This is a genomic window from Pseudanabaena sp. UWO310, from assembly GCF_006861605.1.
Lineage (GTDB): Bacteria > Cyanobacteriota > Cyanobacteriia > Pseudanabaenales > Pseudanabaenaceae > Pseudanabaena.
This window is the reverse complement of the sequence record NZ_SELU01000056.1, coordinates 1-19,664: the sequence shown is the minus strand read 5'-3', so window position 1 is coordinate 19,664 and position 19,664 is coordinate 1. Positions and strand designations below refer to the sequence as shown.

Genomic DNA, 19,664 nt, shown 5'->3' with positions numbered 1-19,664 from the left:
TTAGTTTTATTTAGGTTAAGCAGGACGTAACCAAGATACTGGCGATATCCATGACCCCTGAATTAGGCTGGCAAACAGAAACCTCTGAGGCTCTCTCCCAATTGAGTCCTCAGTTACTAGTAGAGCAAGTGGACTATTACAAATGCTTACTCGACGATCTGTTGGCATTAGCCATGTCTTTAACTAACACAAAAGACCTAAGAGCTTTCTTAGAGTTAGCACTAAGCTCTACCCGCAAAATGACTGCCAGTGACGCAGGCAGTATTTATCTTATCGATCGCTCCACTTCAGTTCATACTGTCTGCTTTGAAGTTTCTCAAAACGACTCCCAGCCCGATCGCTCTCTCGTTAATTTTGCAGTTCCCCTCAATCAAGACAGTATCGTCGGCTATGTCGCCCTCACTGGCGAAACGCTTAACCTATCTGATGCCCATGCCCTACCCGATAATGCGGAATATCGCCATCACAAGACCTTCGATCGCGATATTGAGTACAGGACTCGCTCAGTTTTGGCAGTACCAATGTTTGACTCACAAAAAAGGACGATCGGCGTTTTTCAGTTAATAAATCGTAAGGTTCAAGATGTTTCAATCACCTTAGAAAACGTCCATGAAATTACCCTGTCCTATTCAAAATTTGACGAAAAGTTATTGCGGGCGATCGCCAGTCAGGTGTCCCTATACATAGAGCGATCGCAGCTCCTAGGACAGTTTTTTTAGCTGCATGTACGAAGCCCCATTCCCTTCAATTAGATTCCAATTAGGTAAATGGCTAGGCGCAAACCCCAGAATCTGTAGCGCACGCTGCGCGTGCGCTACAGATTCTGGGGTTTTTAATTATACCCAGCTACCTATTTAAGTATTTATACTCAACACAAAATAGCCAATCTTAAGGAAGTATAAGGAATTCCCATCTTTTCCTATAAGATTTAACATAGGATAAATTATTAGATATTTATACGGAGATTATTTATTTATGCTTACTTTAAAAATAGTGGTCTATATCACAGTCATATTCTTCATCAGTTTGTTTGTCTTTGGATTCCTCAATAGCGATCCATCACGTAACCCCGGTAACAGAGATCTCGAATAGTGACCAACTCCTCCAAGCCAAGCTCTGCCAATTCTCCATCGGTAAATCGCCTCAAAAGTAATGACTGGCGGTTGATGTTGAGTCTCCTGCCCTACGCAAAGCAAAACTCTAAACAACTTGTCATATCGCTGCTTTTACTCCTACCTCTGTCGATCGCTAGCGCTGTACAGCCTATTTTGGTACAGCAAGCCATTGATGGACCGATTAAAAGCGGCGATTTGTTGGGTTTGCGATGGATTTGCCTAGTCATCCTACTCACGATCGCCATAAGACTTGCATTTCAATCTTGGCAGGGCTACTTGGTGCAAGAGGTCGGGCAGAAAATCACCGCCGATATTCGTGCCGATCTATTCCGTCATGTCACCTCTTTATCCACTAGTTTTTTCGATCGCACTCCCGTTGGCAAGCTGATCACGCGGCTAACCAGTGACGTTGAAGCCCTAGGCGATGTATTCGCTACGGGTGCGGTTGGCGTATTGAGCGATTTTGCCGCCATTGGCACGATCGCCATATTCATGTTTTTCCTCCGCTGGGATTTAGCATTAATGCTATTGGCGATGGTTATCCCCGTGACAGGATTGATTATTTACTTTCAACATGAATATCGCCTAGCCAACTTTAAGGCTCGCGATCGCCTATCCGAGCTGAATTCAATTCTTCAAGAAAATATTATTGGCGCGAATATCGTTCAGTTATTCCGTCGCGAAAAGTTTAACGCAGCGCAACACCTCAAGGTAAACAAGCAATATGTAGATGAGGTCAACCGCACCGTCTTCCATGATTCTGCGGTATCAGCGACCCTTGAATGGATCGCATTGGTGGCGATCGCAGGAGTTCTCTGGCTAGGCGGTGGCAAGATCGTCCAAAAAAATCTCACCTTTGGCGAGCTTTCGGCCTTCGTACTCTTCTCCCAAAGACTTTTCGATCCCATTCGGCAACTCGCTGAGAAATTCACCACGATTCAAGCTGGATTTACGGCGGTCGAGCGGATTAATGCGATCCTGCAAGAACCGATCGATATTCGAGATCCTGAATATCCCAAGACCCTCCCCCTTGATGGCACTGGGGAAATTTGCTTTGACCATGTGTGGTTCGGCTATAAACCCGATGAGTACGTGCTCAAAGATATCAATTTCACGCTCAAGGCTGGTGAAAAGATTGCCCTTGTCGGTCCTACTGGGGCAGGCAAAAGCTCGATCATTCGTCTGTTGTCGCGTCTTTACGAACCAACCAAGGGCAGGATTTTGATCGATGGCGTGGATATCCGCGATATCACCCAAGCCGAACTACGTCGATGTGTCGGCGTAATTCTCCAAGATGCTTTTTTATTCTCTGGAAATATCAAGGAAAACATTACCCTTGGTGAAGACTATACGCTCGAGCAGGTTGTGGAAGCCGCCGAGCTGATGAATGTCGATCACTTTATTCAAGATCTACCCGAATCCTACGCAACCCAAGTCCGAGAACGGGGCACAAATCTATCTGGTGGACAAAAGCAATTACTAGCCTTTGCCCGAGCCGCCATCCGCGATCCTCGGATTTTAATTCTCGATGAAGCAACCGCCAGTCTTGATGTCAGTACCGAATTTTTAATCCAACAAGCCCTCGATCGCCTATTGGTCGATCGCACAACAATTATCATCGCGCACCGTCTATCAACTATTCGCAACGTTGACCGTATCCTCGTCCTCAAGCAAGGCGAAGTCGTCGAATCGGGCAGCCACGAGCAATTGATTGCCAAACAAGGTTTATACGCAAGCCTTTACGAACTGGAAATGATGGTAAGTAGCTAGTCAAACAGCTAGTCAAACCCGTAAGATTGCGCCCCTGCGGGGCGCAATCTTACGGATTTGATTTGTCCTAACTCAAGTGATTATAGCTATACTTAACGATTTTTCATGGCGCGATCTATTTCGCGTTTATCGTCGCGTTTTTTCATGTCATCCCGCTTATCATGTAGCTTTTTCTGCCTCACTAGGGCTAAATCAACCTTGATCCAGCCATCCTTTTGATAGACCTTCAAGGGCACTAGGGTTAATCCCTTCTGCTGTACGCCAACGATTAACTTGCGAATTTCATCTTTATGTAACAGCAACCGACGGGTACGGGTTGGCTCATGGTTAAAGTACAAACTCGTTGTGTGGTGGGGGGATATATACATATTCAGCAGCATTATCTGTCCCTTACGCACAATCCCATAGGCATCCCTTAGATTTGCTTTTCCCCCTTTAATGGATTTAACTTCCGTACCAAGCAACTCGATCCCTGCTTCATGGGTTTCGAGAATTTCGTAATTAAATCTAGCTTGCCGATTTTCGGCGAGTACACGATAATAATTTGCCATTTATTCCCAATCAAATACCGTCTAATATCCTGAAGTGACTTCTAAAAGTTTCCATGCTTGACTATCACAGAAGGCTTTAGAAACGCGATCGGAGATGCCATGACAGTAATTATTAATCCGAAGCGGCAATTCAGCGTTTTTGGTGACACTGGTCAATTTCGCTTGATTGCCTTCTATTTCGGAACGATGAATCAAGACTTCTACGGTTACCATTTTCGCGAATGATGCATTAGTCTCGATTTCTTGGGCAATTACGTAGTCATCAGTTTCGTAGGTAATTACCAAGTTACAACCCTCCAACGTTTTCACGATCGTTGAATGTAGGTCTTCAGGAGCGATTTCAACTAAGAAATGTTGAGTGTATCTAGCCATAAATCATCAAAACAACAGTTGCGGCTAGCAGGTTACTAGTCCTTGTCTACAAACTATCTCTGAAAGCTGTATATCTATTCTAGGCTATGTCATTTTTGACGTTAGCACTTTAACTTTAGTTACAGGCATTACAGCTTAATCATCATAAACCAAGGTGTCCTTAAAACCTAAAGCAAAACCTAAAGCCTAGGATCTACGTAATACCCAAGCTCAAAATGGCTACGCCATTTTGAGCTTGGAAAACCCTTACTGGATTTGGTTTTGGCTCTATAGGTGTTTCGGGGAGATCAACCATGATAAATGGCTTAATGCTTTTAATGACGAGTGTTTCAGTTATCAAAGACCTCTGAGGCTAAAACTATTGCACATCAAGCATTTCAGCCATTTAAGCTAAAGTACCTCCCCGAAATACCTATTGAGCCTTGGTTTTTAATTCACAAAAGTGTTGTCCCACTTTCGTGAATTGGTCTAAATCAGAAAAATAGATATGTCGATTCATACTACACCACATCTCTAATTTAGGATCTCTGGGTTATATTTATTGCAGAGATGGAGTCAAGCATGATTGGTCAATTACTTGATGGACGCTATCGCATCGCTAGCAAACTTGGCGAGGGTGGCTTTGGTCATACCTATCTGGCTCACGATACCCGCATCCCCAACGAGCCTTTGTGTGTAGTCAAGCATCTCAAACCTGCCAGTAGCGATCGCGAATATCTGAAGGTCGCTAATCGCCTCTTTACAAGTGAAGCGCAGACCCTCGCTCAACTGGGAAATCACGATCGCATTCCCCGCCTGCTTGCCTATTTCGATCAGCAGGGAGAGTTTTATTTGGTAGAAGAATTCGTCGAGGGGCGATCGCTCGATAGCGAGTTAATGCGTGGCTATCGGCTAGGCGAACTGCAAGTAATACAGATATTGGACGATTTATTAAGTATTTTGGAATATACCCATAGTCACGGGGTAATCCATCGCGATATCAAACCAGATAATATTATTCGCCGTAAATCCGATGGCAAGTTGGTACTGATCGATTTTGGGGCGATCAAGCAAGTCCAAAACCAGATTAATCAAGAGGGGCAAACAATCGCTACGGTGGCGATCGGTACTTTGGGCTATATGCCCAGCGAACAAGCTCAGGGCAAGCCCCGCCCCAATAGCGATCTCTATGCGATCGGCGTAATTGGCATTCAGGCTTTAACGGGTTTACCACCCCGCGAGCTGCAAGAAGACTACCAGACGGGAGAATTAATTTGGCAGCATCTCGTCCCCGTCAGATCAGGCTTAGTCGATGTATTAACGAAGATGACCCGCTATCACTACAAAGATCGCTATGAATCCGCCTCAGAGATTCGGAAAGTCTTGGCAACGTTAGGCGATCATAGTTTACCAACTCAGCAGGTAACTCCTTCTAGCAATGGGCTTCAGTCTACGATCGTGGGTATCAATAGCGGTAATTTAGCCCCTAACATTTCTCCAGCAATTCCCCCCACCATTTTACTCACTGCCCCACCTGCCCCTAAATTTATACAACCACTTGCCGCCCCACCTACAATAAATCAGACGATAAATCAGGGGAATAACGAGATCACATCAGCACAAACGGTACAGGGCTATGTCCCTGCCAATAGCAAGGCGCATAGTGGCAATCCTATTGGTAGCAAGGCGCATAGTGGCAATAAGCCTCTCTGGATCTTTGCTTGGGCTGGCGCATTGGCTGGGGCGATCGCCTTCGGCATGGTAATAGCAACTCAGAATCACTCCAACAATTTGACGAGTGCGAATAAAACCAGTAGCCAGCAAAGTAGCCAAACTAATAATTCAACTAATAATCCAACCAACAATCCAACTAATAATCCAACTAATAATCAGGCAAGTGACCAGAAAAATAATCTAACCAATAATCCAAACAATAACCAAACAAATAACCAAACGCCCCCAACCAGTCAAACCGCGAAGCCTGTTTCTAATTCCCCCAGTCCATCTGCCAATCCCTCAGCTATTGAGCCTAGTGCGACACCGACAACAATTCCCATCGGCGATCGCGCAACGCCTAAGCCAGATTTGTCCAAGGGCGCGATCGCGCCATTATCGGAAGCGGAAGCGGTAGGGCTAATCGATAAATTGGTAGCCAGTAAAAATCAAATGTTTGCCCCACCCTTCGATCGCCAATTATTAGCAGAGCTAACTACAGGGGAGGCGTACGAAAAGCGCAAAGGTTCGATCGAGTGGCTACAGAGCAATAATGCTTTTTACAGCTATGGCAATTTTACGGTGAGCCGAGCAGGCGCATTTGGGATTCAAGATGATCAAGCGAAGGTGACTGTAGAAATCTATGAAAGCCCCACTCTGTACGTCAATGGCAAAATCGATCACTCCCAGTCCCAACCATCTAAAGGTAGATATGTTTGCACGCTAAATTTTGAAAATGGTAAATGGAAAATTGCCAATCTTACCAAAATTGATTAGCTATATTAAGTAGCTAGGGCTAACTAAAAACCAAAATTAAAACCTGTAGCGCACGCGCAGCCTGCGCTACAGGTTTTATAGCTGCCGCCAACTGTATCAGGACATAAAACCCCAAAGAGAGTTACCGCGCGGAGCGCGGCAACTCTCTTTGGGGTTTTATACCAATTCCCAAAAGTGTGGCTACACTTTTGGGAATTGAAAACCAAACTGACGTTAAGGCAAGTGACGACACATAGAGTTTCCTTAATAAACACAGTCATATTAATTTCATTGCGTATCATGGGAATAGTTATAGAGGGCTATTTAAGGAAACAATCAATGGGACATGGCTATGTTGTACTCATTACAAACTGTACCGACAGCTAAAACTAGCGATCGCGACGGCTTTATCGGCAATATCGAGCATTCAATGCTTCCACTCCAAAATCCAATCGGCGTAAGCTTACTTTTAATTCTGCTGTGGGGGGCAATCGGAGCGACCGCCTATAATTACTGGCAGCTACGCAAAAGTCGCCAACAACTAAAAATCGAAAAACTCAAAACGGACGAACTGACCAAAAAGCTCAAGCTCGCATTGCATACCATCGACGAACATGAGCGCAATCCCGACTTAATTCATTCTCGTGAGTTTAATTTAGACTATCTAAGCATGAGGATGGAAGAGACTCATTTCTGCAATATTATTTTGGCGCAGATCAAAGTTAACCTTCGCAAAAAAATCACCCCCCTGCTAATGCCCAGCGAAGAGGATAGTGGCAATGTCCGCAAGATTGATGTGATTTTTGATGTGGCTTTTAAACCCGAACACCATGATGATTCGCAGATGCGTACCCTTTTTCGCATCCATGTTAAGCTTGCCAAAATTCCCCTCCACGGATCGCAAAGTATTCTGAAGGATTTAGCGGTCGGGCTAGAAAATTTTGTGGTCGCCTCAGATGAAAATCGGAATTGGCAACCGACGATTCAGGGCAGGCTCGCTGTAATTAGCTGGGATCAGAGTGCCAAGCCCACGCCTTTACTGGTCATCGAACAAACCAATGAAGGTGCAAATGTACTAATGCGAAATAAACGCCTCGCTCAATCAAAAATATAATTCCCTTTAATTTTTTTATAGTTTTTTTATAGCTAACGTCAGTTCGGACTAAGCTGGCAAATTTCAAAATCCCAAAAGTAAAAGCCTTGCTAGGCAAGGCTTTTACTTTTGGGATTTTTGAGAAAGGGTTTGCTACGCAAACCCTTTCTCAAAAACCATTTCAAATTATCCCGAACTCACGTTAGCTATAGTCAGTAATGTTAGGACAAAAATCAAACCCAATAGAGAGTTGCGGCGCTTCGCGCCGCAACTCTCTATTGGGTTTGATTTCCTGACTTAAGTGACTATAGCTATATCATCGGAAGCGATCGCATAACTACCAAGAATCTTCAAGTTTTCCGTAACATTTTTTAGCTCTTCTAAGGCTTCATCTAAATTGGGATCGGCGATCGGCGCTTCGACATCGATGAAAAATATATATTCGCCAAGCGATCGCTTGGTGGGACGTGATTCAATGCGACTTAGATTGATTTGGCGCTCGGCAAATACGGATAGGGTCTTGACTAAGGCTCCTGGTCTATTGCGATCGAGGCTAAAGGCAAGAGATGAATGGGTTCCCTGAGTAGTGGGAGAAGTGCGCCCTAACACTAAAAAGCAGGTGCAGTTATCGGGGCGATCGTTAATCGGAAAGTTCAGGATCGGTAAGTTATATATTTCCGCAGCATATTTTGAGGCGATCGCTGCTAACGTGGCATCCTCCGCGACCTGATGGAGTCTATCGGTATTGGAGTCCGTCGCAATCTGTCGAGCCTTGGGTAAGTGGTGTTCGAGCCATCGCTGACACTGGGCTAGGCTTTGGGGATGGGAATAGACTGTCTGGATATCCTCAAGATTTTGGGCGCAGCTAATTAGGGCATGGGCGATCGGCAAAACGATCGCCTGCTGAATTTGCAAGGACTCCGATTGCCAGAGGCTATCAAGGGTCATCGTTACCCCCCCTTGGATAGAGTTCTCTATAGGCACAACAGCTACTTCCACCTGTCCCCGCTCAGCCGCATCGATCGCTTGGGGAATGGTGGAATAGGGAATCATCTGTGCATTATCTGGCTCTAAGTCTGGATAACTAAGCTGCAAATACCGCAAGGCTGCTATTTCTGAATAAGTGCCCGCAGGACCAAGGTAAGCGATCGTCGTCATAAGGTAAATAACTAATAGTATCGCGAGTAAGCAGCTAAGTATAAATAAACTTATACCAAATTACAAAATGGCTACGCCATTTTGTAATTTTAAAACCCTTACTGGGTTTGGTTTTCAATTCCCAAAAGTGTAGCCACACTTTTGGGAATTGGTATTACAACCCAGAAGCGAGTACCGCCCGCTCAGCGGGCGGTACTCGCTTCTGGGTTTAGTTTGTAATTATGCTGAACTACTTATCGCCCATCAGACGTTCGTAGAGTTTAACTCTGGGATTTCTAAGGAAGGCATGGGGAACTTTCGATCTAGCAGCATGTAGGTATCCATTTCACCTCTGCCTTTGATAAAGACCTTACCGCGATACCAGAAGGAATATTTATCTTGAAGTAAATCGTAGGTGGATTGCGTGACTTGAATACCGCCCGCCAAGCCGTGAGATTCCATGCGACTGGCAATATTAACCGCATCCCCCCAGAGATCGTAAATAAATTTGCGGATGCCAATTACCCCTGCAACGACTGCTCCCGTGTTAATGCCAATGCGTAACCGAAAAGTCGTGTCATCGCCCCGTTTAAACTGAGCAATAGCTCTTTGCATCGCCAAGGCCATTTCCGCGATCGCTTCTGCATGATCGGCTCGGGCGGTGGGTAAACCACCCACCACCATGTAAGCGTCCCCAATGGTCTTGATTTTTTCTAATCCCAAACGATCGGCTAACAAATCGAAGGAAGAGAAAATCTCATTCAGCATCGTGACGAGATCGTTAGGAGAAACTTGGGTGGATAGCGCCGTAAAGTCCACAATATCCGCAAACAAAATGGTCACATTGTCCGATCTAGAGGCGATCGTATTATGTCCTAATTTCAACTCGCTCACGATCGCCTTGGGCAAAATATTGAGCAATAAATTTTCCGATTTTTCCTGTTCCGCTTTCAGAGCTTGCTCGGTTTGCTTGCGTTCCGTAATATCTTGCACCAGCCCTTCGTAGGAAATGAAATTCCCCTGTTGATCGTAATTGGCTTTAGCATTAATCAAAATCCAAATGATACTGCGATCGCTCTTGTAAACCAGCGCCTCAAAACCATTGACCGCACCATTAGTGGAAATCTGATGCAGGAGATCTTGATAGCGCTCAGGCTCTGTAAATAACCGATAGGGATCGTCCGCAACTTTAGTTAATAAGTCGCTAGGTGTTTCATAACCATAAATATTGGCGAGGGCGGGGTTAGCATTGGTATAGCAGCCATCGGGTTGCGCTTGAAAGATACCTTCGATCGCCCGTTCAAAAATGCTGCGATACTTCTCCTCCGCTTGGCGCAGCGATTCTTCAATTTGCTTTTGATGGCTAATATCAATAATCACGCCATCCCAAACCGTATCGCCATTTTCATGCCGATGGGGCTGCGAAATAATTCTGACCCATTTCACTTTCTCAAACAGACTGGAAACCCGATACTCATGCTCGAAAGTGCTCAGAGCCTCAGCGGAGTTTTGGACAATCTCATTGAGTTCGGCCCGATCCTCAGGATGAGCCATATCAAATACCCATTCCAAATGCTCGGTGAACTCCTCCACCGATATGCCAAATATTTCCTGTGTACGGGGACTGATATAGGGCATTGAGACTTCGCCATCGGGGTGTAAGATGGCTCGATAGACTACTCCTGGCACATTGTCAGCGATCGCCGAAAATCTTTGCTGACTTTCCCTTAATAGCATCTCCGCTTGCTGTCGATCCGTGGCTTCATTTTGAAGACGCTTGATCGTTTTTTGTAATTGGATCGTCCGCTGCTCAATGCGCTGTTCTAGCAATTCATTGGCATCCCGCAGGGCTCCTTCGACATTTAACAAATCCGCCTGTGTCTTCAGCAACCGTTGATTGGCATTAAATAATTTCGACATCACCGCACGGGTGATCTCAGGAGCCAGTTGATTCCGACCTTTGCCATGTCCTCGCCCTAAGAGCTCCGCGATCGTCATTTCCAAATCTTGCGCATCTTTTTCGAGTTGCCAACTCTGCTGAATGCCTTGGGTGATATCGGCAAGCAGCTCGATCGCTACGGTGGATGTGTTTGCAGGTAGGTCTTCCACACCCAACCAAGGCATTGGCTTAATGGGATCGATGGTATGGAGAATCTCAAAATTGCCCACACTAGAAATTTCGGCAATCCGACAGGCTGTCCAAATATGTTGGTTGCGATCGCAGACAATTTTTCCCGCAGGCGAGTCAAAGCTCTGACCATAGATGGCTTGGCGAACCGCAATCACATCAAAGGTTTGAGCAGACTCTACCGCCTGTTTCCATAAAAACACCTGACTATAGGCGGACTGCATCGTTCCATGCACCGCTGGCAGTGGCTTTTGCCCTGCCTCAAACCAATGGGCTACTTTTTGCAAAAAATCTTGATTTTGGCTAGTATCGAGACTCTGAAAATAATTAGCGCTAGCCAAATGCCCCGTGATCGCTCCTAACTCAATCTGGTCTTGCTGAAGGCGATCGCCTAGCTGCCGCAATTCTAAATCGGAGAACCGTAAAGCAAGCACGGGAATTTCCGCCGCCGTAATTCCCGCTTCAGCATACTGCCGCAAAAAAGTGACAGCATTTTCTAAGGAAAGGGTGATAACTACCGTAGTTGGCGCAATATGCTTAATTTTGGCAATAATATCGCGATAATTAGTGATATTACGCGGAACATAGTCTTCACCTAAGAGAAGCCCATTTTGCAGCTTCAGTTGGGCGCGAATAATCTTATTAACCGTACGGGAATAAATACCATCTGTCCCGATTAAGTACAGGCGATCGCCCTTATGTTGCAGCAGCCAATCAATGGCGGGTTGGACAACTTGGTTCGGACATGTCCCTGTATAAAAGATATTAGGCGAGCATTCTAGCCCTTCATAGCTATAGGGATACCATAGTTGCGATTGCGTCTTGACGAGCAGGGGAATCACACTTTTGCGATTCGAGGATGTCCCACAACCAAATAAATTTTTAACTTCTAGTTCAGTAATTAAAGCTCTTGTTTGCAAGGCAATATTCTGATCGCTTGGGGCAATATCCACTACGATGGGATCGATGGTTCGACCTAATATGCCACCTGACCGATTAATTTCGGCGATCGCCATCAAGGTAGCCTCTTTGATGAGGGTTTCGCTGCCCACATCTTCACCCCTTGAATCACTGCTTAAGTCGCTTCTTGAGTCACTTCTTGAGTCACTCAGGGAGTGGATGACTCCGACTCGAATGACTTCAGTCCTACTTTTATTTTCAGTATTTAAGGACTTAGCCTTTCGATCCATAATGGCTCGCACTCCCTGAGTACAATTTAATATATAGCTTAATATTTAGATATTTTAGATATTTAGTGATATTTAGTGAGATTTGCTAATTCGCACTATTACTCAATCAAATACTCAATTAACTCTTTTTATATACTTTTTATATACTTTATATACAAATAAAAAATTATTACTGGTTATTAATAGAACTGTTAGTATAACCAGCACTCACACTTAAAAAATTAGTAGCTCTATTTTTAAAATCCTTCAGAATCTAAATAATATCTCCTAAATCTAGCTCGATCGCTGTGCAAATTTGTTCCGCGAAATGGCTCAAACTCTATATAACTAATGTTTTTGCATTTTTACTTACATTATCATAGACTGCGGTCTAGGGTGCGAGCATCAAGCGGGGACTGGGGTAAAACATAGCACATGGCATTAGAGATTGACTGATGTAAAACCAACAAAATCTTATCTCTAGCCGTATCTAAATGATCTAGATCGAGCCCTAGACAATCATATAAATCTAAGTTTGCAAATCTTTTTTGCAGCCAATTTATTTCCGCGATCGCCGATTTCGTAACGATCAAAATCGGCAAATCGGCAAGTATCTCTAACTGACTAATATCTTCTAGACATTGCAATAAAGACTGATTATCGCCATCAAGTAAAAATAGATCTGGCAGCCAGATCTTAGCTAAAATATCACATTGAGCGAAGTCCTCCGCCTCCAAAAGACAATGCCCTAGCTCTTGCAATAGTTCAATAACCGACTCTTCCAAATTCTGATTTAAGTATAAAAATTTGAGGGGTTTAGGTGTAGGGACATGGTTGGGCAAAAAGTGGCTCAGTTCGTTTGCGTTCAGGGGCTTGAGCAAAATTCCATCAGCTTGATGAACCGCTATTTTCGGTTCATCTGGGCGTTTCATCATCACCACGCGGATATGTTGCGTTACTAAATCTCCCTTGAGTAAAGCTAAAACATCCCATCCCGATAACATCGGCACATGGGGACTTAAAAGAATTAAACATGGCTGTAAACGCCGAGCTTTTTCGAGGGCTTCTGTCCCCGATCGCGCCACTACCACCTGATACTCTAGCTGCGTCAGAGTATTTCTCAGCCAATCGACGACTTCAGTCGAAGTTTCCACAATCAAAACTAAACGACTATTACTCATATCAAGCTGGCGATCCTGTCCCAACTTCACATGGGGATTGTTTGGCTCAGGGGGTAATAGAATGGTAAATTGGCTACCCACATTCACCTGCGACACAAAGGTAATATCCCCACCATGCAAGCGGGCTAAATGTCTAGTCAATATCAAACTCACACCCGTCCCTTCAAAACGGCGCGTGAGAACACTTTCTACCTGTTGAAATTTTTGAAATACTAGGTTCTGTTTCTCCTCAGGGATTCCAATCCCTTGATCCCAGACTGTAATTGCCAGCCAACCTTCCCACCATTTTGCGGTAACTCCGATTTTGGGAGGTGTAGATGGCTCATCATCCACCAATTCCGATGGCAAAAAGCTAAATTTAAAGGCATTGGAAAGAAGACTCACCAGCATTTGCTGCAATCGCGTCTCATCAGCATAAACGGTCTGGACTGTGGGCTCGATATCGAGCTGAATATCCAGTTCCCATCCTTCCTCAAAGTGATAGTTACGGAAAATCGTAGAATCCTGCTGAACGAGCTTCTTAACCTGCTGAATACTTTTTTGGCAAACTTCTCGTACGGAAACCGTCTCGGCGTATAACTCCAATTGCCCCGACTCAGCCTTAGCGAGGTCGAAAATATTATCAATGATCGAAACCAGTTGCCGCCCACTTTGGTGAATCATTTTTACATAGCGGCTTTGGCGATCGTTCAGTTCTCCAAAAGTATGGTTGGTCAATAAACTAGCAATGCCAATTACCGAGGTTAACGGCGTTTTTAGCTCGTGATTGATGCAGGTTAAGAATTCATCCTTGACCCGACTTAAACCTGATAATTCTTGCGCCAGATTTTTTTGCGCCGTAATATCGTAGGCGATCGAGAGATCCAACCCTTGCAAAGCCCCCTGTAAAGAAACATTGATTACTTGCCATGTAAAAGATGCACCATCAGTCGTACAGAACTGGTGAGTTACGGGAGTAGTTTGCAGCAATTGCGGATCGTCGGCCGCAAATCCCGCATTCATCGCGTCCTCTTCCTGCAATAGGTCAGCGGTCGTAGAACTGACAATATTGGCTAAACTCTCATGCAGACTATTGCGCCAAGCCGCATTCATGCCCACGATCGCCCCATCTAAATCGCTAATCATTACAGGTAAGGGCAATTGATAGATCAGGGGCAATAGCAGCGAAGTAATCGACGGGCTTTGACTTTGTTCAATTTGAATGAGCGATCGCAGTAATTTTGTAACTTCGAGAAGCGCCGTGAATTTGCCCTTGGCATCGACCAAAGCCCAAACCTCAGCGGAATGGCGATATTGTGAAATTCTTTGCAAAAAATCAGCGATCGTCATCGCCATCGAAATCGCAGGCAATGGCTCTAGATCAATGTCTTCTAACGCGAGCGATGGCGCAATAAACGAGAAACTAACCGATTCAGATTGCCAATTTAGCAAACATCTTGCATTAAATAATCCTTGTGGCAGATCGTTTTGATCAAGCACTACAACATTAGACCATCCTTTTTTAAGCAAGGCTAATGCTTCGGAGATATCCGTGGGCAGTCGGCAAATAGCTACTAGCGACTGTCCATATATCTCTAAAGATTGATTTAAGATGAGGGAGTCCATATGCTAAAACCCTTACGGGTCATTTTTAGTAAGTGCTATTCATCGTTAACAGTCTATAAATTTTTATATATAGTACAATCATCAATTTCACATGATTTCGCTATTTAAGTGCGAAAATAAAGATTAAGATAAAGTCCCAGCCATTCCAACCACCAATAGCCAGTGCCTGTGTTGTCCAATCTACAAGTATGCTGTTTGGTGGCAGAAGCAAATGTCAACCAAACTAAATCTAGCCTTGCCATCTTTTTACCTGAGGAGCGATACACCTTTACGGTAGTTTCAGATGTTGAAGCAATTGTAAGTTTACTAACAAAAACTCAAAATGCCCAAGATTGTCTAGTTATATTTAAAGATATCAGGAGAGATATTGAGGCTGTCTTCGATCGCCTCGGTAAGTTAAATATTTTCATACCTACCATACTAGTTCTAGAAGATCTGTACGAACAAAGCGAACCTCCCTATGAATACAGCGAATCAAAAGACTTTTACCGAGCTAGTATCAGCATTCACCGCGATCAGCTCCCAGATCTACCAATTATTATCGATCAGGCGATCGCCACTTTTATCAAGATCTCGCCACAAATTCAACATCAAGTCTTCGTCAACATTCCATATACTGCCGCATCAGAATCTTTAAATGTCCAACAACAGAGACTAGCGCAAAAGCTTAATGAAAGATTGGGGTATTTGGGGGTGTATTACAAACGCGATTCACGATTATTCCTACGCAATCTATCTCCTGAAGATAGAAAAGAGTATATTGAACGCTTAAAGAACATCTATCGGTCGATCGTCCTTGAGTATTTCTTAGAAAAAAATGATAGCCTCAATCAAAAAATTGATGAATTCGTTAATCTATCATTTTTTGCCGATATCTCCGTATCCCAAGTTCTCGAAATTCATATGGAGCTAATGGACGAATTTGCCAAACAATTAAGACTAGAGGGTCGCAATGATGAAATCTTACTGGACTATCGCATCACGCTAATCGATATGATTGCCCACCTCTGCGAGCTATACCGCCGCTCGATTCCGCGATCGTAAAGACATCTATAGCCTAACTATAGAATGACTTTAATTCCACTGAGAAACCCTCTTGCCCCAAGCTTCTCTCTATAAATATTCACATAAATATTCACAAATCTTAGGTTGTTTGCGCTCCCAGTAATCTTGAAACTCTACCTTGAAACTCTACATATATTTTGTCTACACTTTGTTCATATCCATATTTATATTCATCCAAAGCACAGGAACCAACCGTAGTTATCACCCAGAAGTTTAAGAGATACGTTATAAATAGCCGAAGCAACCCAAATTAATGAAATGATTCGTAAAACCTACGTCCTAAAACTCTACGTCGCAGGCAACACGCCAAACTCGGTGAGGGCGCTGAAAATGCTCAACGATATCCTTGAGAAAGAGTTTCAAGGAGTTTATACATTGAAGGTCATTGATGTGCTTAAAAATCCACAACTAGCTGAAGAAGATAAAATCCTAGCTACGCCAACCTTAGCAAAGGTTTTACCTCCCCCAGTTAGAAAAATTATTGGCGACTTGTCCGACCGAGAGAAAGTATTAATCGGACTAGATCTACTATATGAGGAATTAATTGGCAATGACTAGCTCACCCATCGAAAACAATAACAACATCAATACCGATAATAAAAGGCAAGAGCTAGGTGTCCAAAAACTACGCACCATGATTGAGGGGCTAGACGACATCACCCATGGGGGGCTACCCAAGGGGCGATCCACCCTAGTAAGTGGTACATCTGGCACTGGAAAAACGCTACTAGCAATGCAGTTTCTCTACAACGGCATCACGGGGCTAGATGAGCATGGGGTATTTGTTACCTTTGAAGAATCTCCTTCTGACATTATTAAAAATGCCCATAGCTTTAACTGGGATCTGCAAGAACTCATCGATCAAGGTAGATTATTTATTCTTGATGCTTCTCCCGATCCTGAAGGGCAAGAAGTAGTGGGAGATTTCGATCTTTCCGCTCTGATCGAACGGATTCAATACGCCATCATTAAATACAAAGCAAAGCGGATCTCGATCGATTCCATGACCGCCATCTTCCAGCAATACGATTCCTTAGGTCTAGTCCGTCGCGAAATTTTCCGTATTGTCGCGAGACTAAAATCCTTAGGTGTTACCACAGTAATGACCACCGAGCGTGAGCTGGAATATGGTCCCGTAGCAAGATTTGGGGTAGAAGAATTTGTTTCCGATAATGTAATTATTTTAAGAAATGTCCTCGATGGAGAACGTCGTCACCGCACAGCGGAAATCCTAAAACTCCGTGGTACTACTCATATGAAAGGCGAATTTCCTTTTACAATGACCAGTAAGGGGATCAATATATTTCCCTTGGGAGCTATGCGCCTTACGCAAAAATCCTCTAATACAAGAGTGTCTTCTGGGATTGCAACCCTTGATGAGATGTGTGGCGGTGGCTACTTTAAGGATTCAATTATATTAACCACAGGGGCAACAGGTACTGGTAAGACCCTAATGGTAAGCAAGTTTATTGAAAACGGTTGTGAAAATGGCGAACGCGCAATTTTATTTGCCTATGAGGAGTCTCGCCAGCAGCTTACCCGTAATGCTTCTTCTTGGGGAACCGATTTTGACAAGTGGGAGAGTTCGGGTTTATTAAAAATTATCTGTGTTTACCCTGAATCATCTGGGCTAGAAGATCATCTACAAGTAATCAAATCTGAAATCGAGTCCTTTAAGCCATCCCGCATTGCGATCGATTCTCTCTCAGCCTTAGCAAGAGGCGTAAGCAATAATACTTTTAGACAATTTGTAATTGGCTTAACTGGCTATGTTAAGCAAGAAGAGATCACTGGTTTATTCACAAATACAACCGATCAGTTCATGGGATCGCATTCAATTACTGAATCCCATATCTCTACGATCACAGACACAATTATTCTGTTGCAATATGTAGAAATTCGTGGACAAATGTCCCGCGCAGTCAATGTCTTTAAGATGCGGGGATCGCGCCATGACAGCCGCATTCGAGAATATATCATCACCGATCAAGGCGCACAGATTAAGGATTCATTCCAAGGATTTGAGAGAATTTTAAGTGGTTCGCCAACCAGAGTATCCGTCGATGAGAAATCTGAGCTTTCAAGAATCATCCGAGGAGTATCTGTTGAACCCTTAGAATAAGAAATAAGAAAAACTCAAATGAGCAAGGATATCCTTGCTCATTTAAGTTTTTCTTATGTGGGTTTTTTATGGACATCCCAAAGATTCGCGCGTACTTACCCCTGTTTTAGAGTTAGTACCCGATGCATTAATACAAAGCTTTTTAAGTTGTTGGATATCTAGCAATGCATTCGTAAAGTCAGCCCCAGTTACCTCAACATTATCAAAGGTCGAGCGCAACATATTGGTATCAGTAAGGATGGCATCGCTGAGATCGACATTTTTAAATCTAGAAATATAAGCTATTCCCGAACTAAAATCGCTCCCATGCAAATTCGCTCCATCCAATAACACGCCATTAAAAATAGCCCCACGCAAATCAGCGTTAGTAAAATTAGCATTCTTTAAAGTAACACTAGTAAACTCAGCCCGAATTAGATTTTTACCAGAGAAGTCTTCACCACCTACCGCATTTAAAATTGAGCGAGTAACGCTAGAAGAACTGGCAGCTTGGACGGACAATGGCATTAAAAACACGAATACAGATAGGACGATACTTGTAATTAATTGCCAATATTTCATAATCTCTTGAGAATAATTCAGAATGATTTTTGTCTTGCTAAGCAGCTAGCCATAGGTAAAATTAAAGCCTATAAGAGCGTATCGCCCACTACGTGGGCAGTACGCTCTATGGTTTTAGTTTTTAATTATGCTAAGCCACTTACTTAATAAATATTAACCTGTAATAAACCTGTAGTATCGAAATCCTCTACAACATCAAATATTAAAATTACGATTTTGCAACATCCCCATCACTAGGAGTTTCTTCACTTCGCCTCGATACCAGTTGCGATCGCTGCTCGCTGGTAACTAAACCTTCCAATAACTTCTTCGACTCCACTTGTTTCTTTGCATTAGTTGAAACATGGCTAACTGTAACTACAGAATCGCTATCAAGGGCACTTGGACAAGAGCTAATATGCACATCAATACGTGGCATTGCAAGCTCGGAATCAAGGCACAAAATTGCAGCAGCACCTGATATATCATCCGTATTTAGAAAACGAATAAGTTCTTCCTTCGACTCCTCCGTAACACTACCTATCCATTGTTTATCGCCATACCAATCATTTCCATCCTCATTAAAAGGTTCACCCGCCGCTCCAAATGGTATGGAAGCAGCTAGAAACCCAACAATTCCTAATTCAACCGCCCACAGGAGGTAGCTAAAAGTATCGTTGAGTTTAATTTTGCTACTTCCCCGACTTATGGTAGTGCCCTCCTTCGCTGATAATTTCACAAACCCCACAAAACCTGATGCTCCAGTTTCTTGCTGCAAAATTGCATTAATTTGCTCCTCAACCTGTCTCTTGTCTGAAATATTATACTCACGAAGCATAATTTTTTCAGTTTCCTGTTGAAAATTGATGTATTGCCCATACATAAGCGAGCTATAAGTTACAACTCCCCCTAACAAACCCATCCCTAAGGAAATCATCGGATTGCGAATCTTAGCTTTTTTAACAGTAAAGCCAAGTGCCGTTCCTATAGAAAACCCCATAACCAAAGGAAATAAAATAATAAAGTAAATAAATTTACTAATAAATGCAATGCCACTACCAACTGCTACACCTGAAACGAGCGAAGCAACTGCCAAGATAGAAACACTTTGCAAAGAGGCAATATTACTTGGTTTGTATATTTTCATGATTCGAGTCTATTGGTATTGTAGATTCCACCCTATTATTTTGCATTTTTCATAAAATCACAACAAAAAAAGCAAGAGAGACGATGAAAGTTAACTTTCATCGTCTCTCTTGCTTTTTAAGATTGAGCTTGGCATCGAGCTATTTTCCCGTAGGGCTACCCCTAAAGTATCTTCACCGTGACAGCGTTTCACAACTGAGTTCGGGATGGGTCAGAGTGGTA

At 43.6% G+C, this 19,664-nt stretch carries 15 protein-coding genes; 8 read left to right on the top strand and 7 right to left on the bottom strand.

Annotation, left to right across the window (positions count from 1 at the left end):
• Window positions 1-50 precede the first annotated feature (50 nt).
• From PseudUWO310_RS17030 to PseudUWO310_RS17020, 3 genes are all read left to right on the top strand, one after another.
• A complete protein-coding gene (locus PseudUWO310_RS17030; protein WP_142603377.1) occupies window positions 51-719 on the top strand; it encodes a GAF domain-containing protein in 669 nt (222 codons plus the stop codon).
• Between the two features lie 256 nt (window positions 720-975).
• On the top strand, window positions 976-1,092 hold the full coding sequence (locus PseudUWO310_RS17025) for a photosystem II reaction center protein I (RefSeq protein ID WP_071590106.1): 117 nt from the start codon (window positions 976-978) through the stop codon (window positions 1,090-1,092).
• Between the two features lie 74 nt (window positions 1,093-1,166).
• Window positions 1,167-2,885: an ABC transporter ATP-binding protein gene (locus PseudUWO310_RS17020; RefSeq protein WP_142603402.1), complete on the top strand. Its 1,719-nt coding sequence runs from the start codon at window positions 1,167-1,169 to the stop codon at window positions 2,883-2,885.
• 92 nt (window positions 2,886-2,977) lie between these two features.
• On the opposite strand, the gene smpB is transcribed toward PseudUWO310_RS17020, so the two are convergent.
• Window positions 2,978-3,436, bottom strand: a complete 459-nt coding sequence (gene smpB / locus PseudUWO310_RS17015; RefSeq protein WP_009625872.1) for an SsrA-binding protein SmpB — start codon at window positions 3,434-3,436, stop codon at window positions 2,978-2,980.
• 21 nt (window positions 3,437-3,457) lie between these two features.
• Complete coding sequence (locus PseudUWO310_RS17010; protein WP_009625871.1) at window positions 3,458-3,808, bottom strand: hypothetical protein; 351 nt, start codon at window positions 3,806-3,808, stop codon at window positions 3,458-3,460.
• A gap of 561 nt (window positions 3,809-4,369) precedes the next feature.
• Here PseudUWO310_RS17010 and PseudUWO310_RS17005 point away from each other — a divergent pair.
• Window positions 4,370-6,277 (top strand): protein kinase domain-containing protein, encoded by a 1,908-nt coding sequence (locus PseudUWO310_RS17005; RefSeq protein WP_142603375.1) that lies wholly within the window; start codon window positions 4,370-4,372, stop codon window positions 6,275-6,277.
• Window positions 6,278-6,608: 331 nt separating this feature from the next.
• The gene (locus PseudUWO310_RS17000) at window positions 6,609-7,370 is read left to right on the top strand and encodes a hypothetical protein (protein WP_142603373.1); all 762 of its coding nucleotides are present in this window, start codon (window positions 6,609-6,611) and stop codon (window positions 7,368-7,370) included.
• A 276-nt stretch (window positions 7,371-7,646) separates the two neighbouring features.
• Here PseudUWO310_RS17000 and pheA read toward each other — a convergent pair whose 3' ends face one another.
• The 3 genes from pheA to PseudUWO310_RS16985 all read right to left on the bottom strand — a co-directional run bounded on the left by pheA (window position 7,647) and on the right by PseudUWO310_RS16985 (window position 14,569).
• A complete protein-coding gene (gene pheA, locus PseudUWO310_RS16995) occupies window positions 7,647-8,507 on the bottom strand; it encodes a prephenate dehydratase (RefSeq protein ID WP_142603371.1) in 861 nt (286 codons plus the stop codon).
• Window positions 8,508-8,750: 243 nt separating this feature from the next.
• Window positions 8,751-11,804: a transporter substrate-binding protein gene (locus PseudUWO310_RS16990; protein WP_142603369.1), complete on the bottom strand. Its 3,054-nt coding sequence runs from the start codon at window positions 11,802-11,804 to the stop codon at window positions 8,751-8,753.
• Window positions 11,805-12,160: 356 nt separating this feature from the next.
• Complete coding sequence (locus PseudUWO310_RS16985; RefSeq protein ID WP_142603367.1) at window positions 12,161-14,569, bottom strand: ATP-binding protein; 2,409 nt, start codon at window positions 14,567-14,569, stop codon at window positions 12,161-12,163.
• 168 nt (window positions 14,570-14,737) lie between these two features.
• Here PseudUWO310_RS16985 and PseudUWO310_RS16980 point away from each other — a divergent pair, with 168 nt between their 5' ends.
• The 3 genes from PseudUWO310_RS16980 to kaiC all read left to right on the top strand — a co-directional run bounded on the left by PseudUWO310_RS16980 (window position 14,738) and on the right by kaiC (window position 17,756).
• Window positions 14,738-15,613: a circadian clock protein KaiA gene (locus PseudUWO310_RS16980; protein ID WP_223805719.1), complete on the top strand. Its 876-nt coding sequence runs from the start codon at window positions 14,738-14,740 to the stop codon at window positions 15,611-15,613.
• Between the two features lie 279 nt (window positions 15,614-15,892).
• The gene (gene kaiB, locus PseudUWO310_RS16975) at window positions 15,893-16,192 is read left to right on the top strand and encodes a circadian clock protein KaiB (protein WP_009626105.1); all 300 of its coding nucleotides are present in this window, start codon (window positions 15,893-15,895) and stop codon (window positions 16,190-16,192) included.
• Window positions 16,185-17,756: a circadian clock protein KaiC gene (kaiC, locus tag PseudUWO310_RS16970; protein ID WP_009626106.1), complete on the top strand. Its 1,572-nt coding sequence runs from the start codon at window positions 16,185-16,187 to the stop codon at window positions 17,754-17,756. The genes kaiB and kaiC overlap by 8 nt, the downstream gene beginning before the upstream one ends.
• A gap of 66 nt (window positions 17,757-17,822) precedes the next feature.
• Here the strand turns inward: kaiC and PseudUWO310_RS16965 are convergent, their stop codons facing one another.
• Together PseudUWO310_RS16965 and PseudUWO310_RS16960 are read right to left on the bottom strand one after the other, a co-directional pair.
• Window positions 17,823-18,317, bottom strand: a complete 495-nt coding sequence (locus PseudUWO310_RS16965; RefSeq protein ID WP_142603363.1) for a pentapeptide repeat-containing protein — start codon at window positions 18,315-18,317, stop codon at window positions 17,823-17,825.
• A 208-nt stretch (window positions 18,318-18,525) separates the two neighbouring features.
• Entirely contained in the window at window positions 18,526-19,443 is a 918-nt protein-coding gene (locus PseudUWO310_RS16960; protein ID WP_142603361.1) for a hypothetical protein, read from the bottom strand.
• Between the last annotated feature and the right edge of the window lie 221 nt (window positions 19,444-19,664).

Excerpts from the sequence above, each read along its gene's own strand:
- PseudUWO310_RS17010 (WP_009625871.1), bottom strand. The coding sequence starts at position 3,808 with ATGGCTAGATACACTCAACATTTCTTAGTTGAAATCGCTCCTGAAGAC.
- PseudUWO310_RS17020 (WP_142603402.1), top strand. The coding sequence starts at position 1,167 with ATGTTGAGTCTCCTGCCCTACGCAAAGCAAAACTCTAAACAACTTGTC.
- PseudUWO310_RS16985 (WP_142603367.1), bottom strand. The coding sequence starts at position 14,569 with ATGGACTCCCTCATCTTAAATCAATCTTTAGAGATATATGGACAGTCG.
- PseudUWO310_RS17000 (WP_142603373.1), top strand. The coding sequence starts at position 6,609 with ATGTTGTACTCATTACAAACTGTACCGACAGCTAAAACTAGCGATCGC.
- kaiC (WP_009626106.1), top strand. The coding sequence starts at position 16,185 with ATGACTAGCTCACCCATCGAAAACAATAACAACATCAATACCGATAAT.
- PseudUWO310_RS17030 (WP_142603377.1), top strand. The coding sequence starts at position 51 with ATGACCCCTGAATTAGGCTGGCAAACAGAAACCTCTGAGGCTCTCTCC.
- PseudUWO310_RS17005 (WP_142603375.1), top strand. The coding sequence starts at position 4,370 with ATGATTGGTCAATTACTTGATGGACGCTATCGCATCGCTAGCAAACTT.
- pheA (WP_142603371.1), bottom strand. The coding sequence starts at position 8,507 with ATGACGACGATCGCTTACCTTGGTCCTGCGGGCACTTATTCAGAAATA.
- smpB (WP_009625872.1), bottom strand. The coding sequence starts at position 3,436 with ATGGCAAATTATTATCGTGTACTCGCCGAAAATCGGCAAGCTAGATTT.
- PseudUWO310_RS16965 (WP_142603363.1), bottom strand. The coding sequence starts at position 18,317 with ATGAAATATTGGCAATTAATTACAAGTATCGTCCTATCTGTATTCGTG.
- PseudUWO310_RS16960 (WP_142603361.1), bottom strand. The coding sequence starts at position 19,443 with ATGAAAATATACAAACCAAGTAATATTGCCTCTTTGCAAAGTGTTTCT.
- PseudUWO310_RS17025 (WP_071590106.1), top strand. The coding sequence starts at position 976 with ATGCTTACTTTAAAAATAGTGGTCTATATCACAGTCATATTCTTCATC.
- PseudUWO310_RS16990 (WP_142603369.1), bottom strand. The coding sequence starts at position 11,804 with ATGGATCGAAAGGCTAAGTCCTTAAATACTGAAAATAAAAGTAGGACT.
- kaiB (WP_009626105.1), top strand. The coding sequence starts at position 15,893 with ATGATTCGTAAAACCTACGTCCTAAAACTCTACGTCGCAGGCAACACG.